Annotated in this window: 1 protein-coding gene; it reads left to right on the top strand. The window is 65.9% G+C overall.

Annotated features, from left to right (window positions below; all coding sequences use genetic code 11):
• Positions 1-170 precede the first annotated feature (170 nt).
• Positions 171-944: a DUF1624 domain-containing protein gene (locus tag ASE28_RS29995; protein WP_057269681.1), complete on the top strand. Its 774-nt coding sequence runs from the start codon at positions 171-173 to the stop codon at positions 942-944.
• Positions 945-1,047 lie beyond the last annotated feature (103 nt).

The raw sequence follows: 1,047 nt of genomic DNA, 5'->3' as shown, positions 1-1,047 counted from the left end.
CCACCTTCTTTTGGCGACGCAAAAGAAGGTGGGTGCGCCGCCGGGCGCACATCCCGGCTCCCGCCCTTTGAACACAACAGACACCCCTACAGCCACCAGCAGCAGTGAACCCCAGTCGCGCTACGATCCACCCACTGACACCCCAGCGATCTACAGCGCATTCGCCCCGAATGAACCCACTCTCAAACCCATCCACCGCCCCTCGCTACGAAGCCGTCGACGCCCTTCGTGCGCTGGCCATGGTCTGGATGGCCGCCTTCCACTTCTGCTTCGACCTGGCCCACTTCGGCCTGTGGCCCCAGGACTTCCGCACCGACCCGGTCTGGACCACGCAACGCACCCTGATCCTGAGCCTGTTCCTGTTCTGCGCGGGCCTGGGCCAGGCCATCGCGCTGCACCAGGGGCAGAGCATGGATCGCTTCGCGCGCCGCTGGCTGCAGATTGCCGGCTGCGCCCTGCTGGTGAGCCTGGGCTCGTTCTTCATGTTCCCGCGCAGCTTCATCTACTTCGGCGTGCTGCACGGCATGGCAGTGATGCTGTTGATCGCCCGCTTCACGGCCGGCTGGGGCGCATGGCTGTGGCTGTGCGGCCTGGTGGCACTGGCACTGCCCGTGGCGGCCACCCACCTGCTGACAGGGGCCTTCAGCGAGCTTGCGCCGGCCTTCAACGCCCGCACGCTCAACTGGCTGGGGCTGGTGGGGCGCAAGCCCTTCACCGAGGACTATGTGCCGCTCTTTCCCTGGCTGGGCGTGCTCTGGTGGGGGCTGGCCGCTGGCCAGTGGGCCCTGCACCGGCCAGGTGGGCCGCAGCTGCTGCAGGTGCGCCTGCCGACCGCCCTCCAACCCATGGCCGTGCTGGGCCGCTGGTCCCTGAGTTTCTACATGGTGCACCAGCCGGTGCTGATCGCAGTGGTGATGGCCTTGGCCTGGATGTTCAAACCCTGATCCGACCAGACCCCACCATGAAAAAAACGCGGCCGAGGCCGTAATGCCGTTCACTTAAGCCAGTGAGCGGCATTTTTCCTGTCTGCACATAGCCCATACTCAG

The sequence above is a fragment of the Acidovorax sp. Root219 genome (genome assembly GCF_001428665.1).
GTDB lineage: Bacteria > Pseudomonadota > Gammaproteobacteria > Burkholderiales > Burkholderiaceae_C > Acidovorax.
Note: the sequence above shows the minus strand (reverse complement) of the source record. Positions and strands in the feature narration are given on the sequence as shown.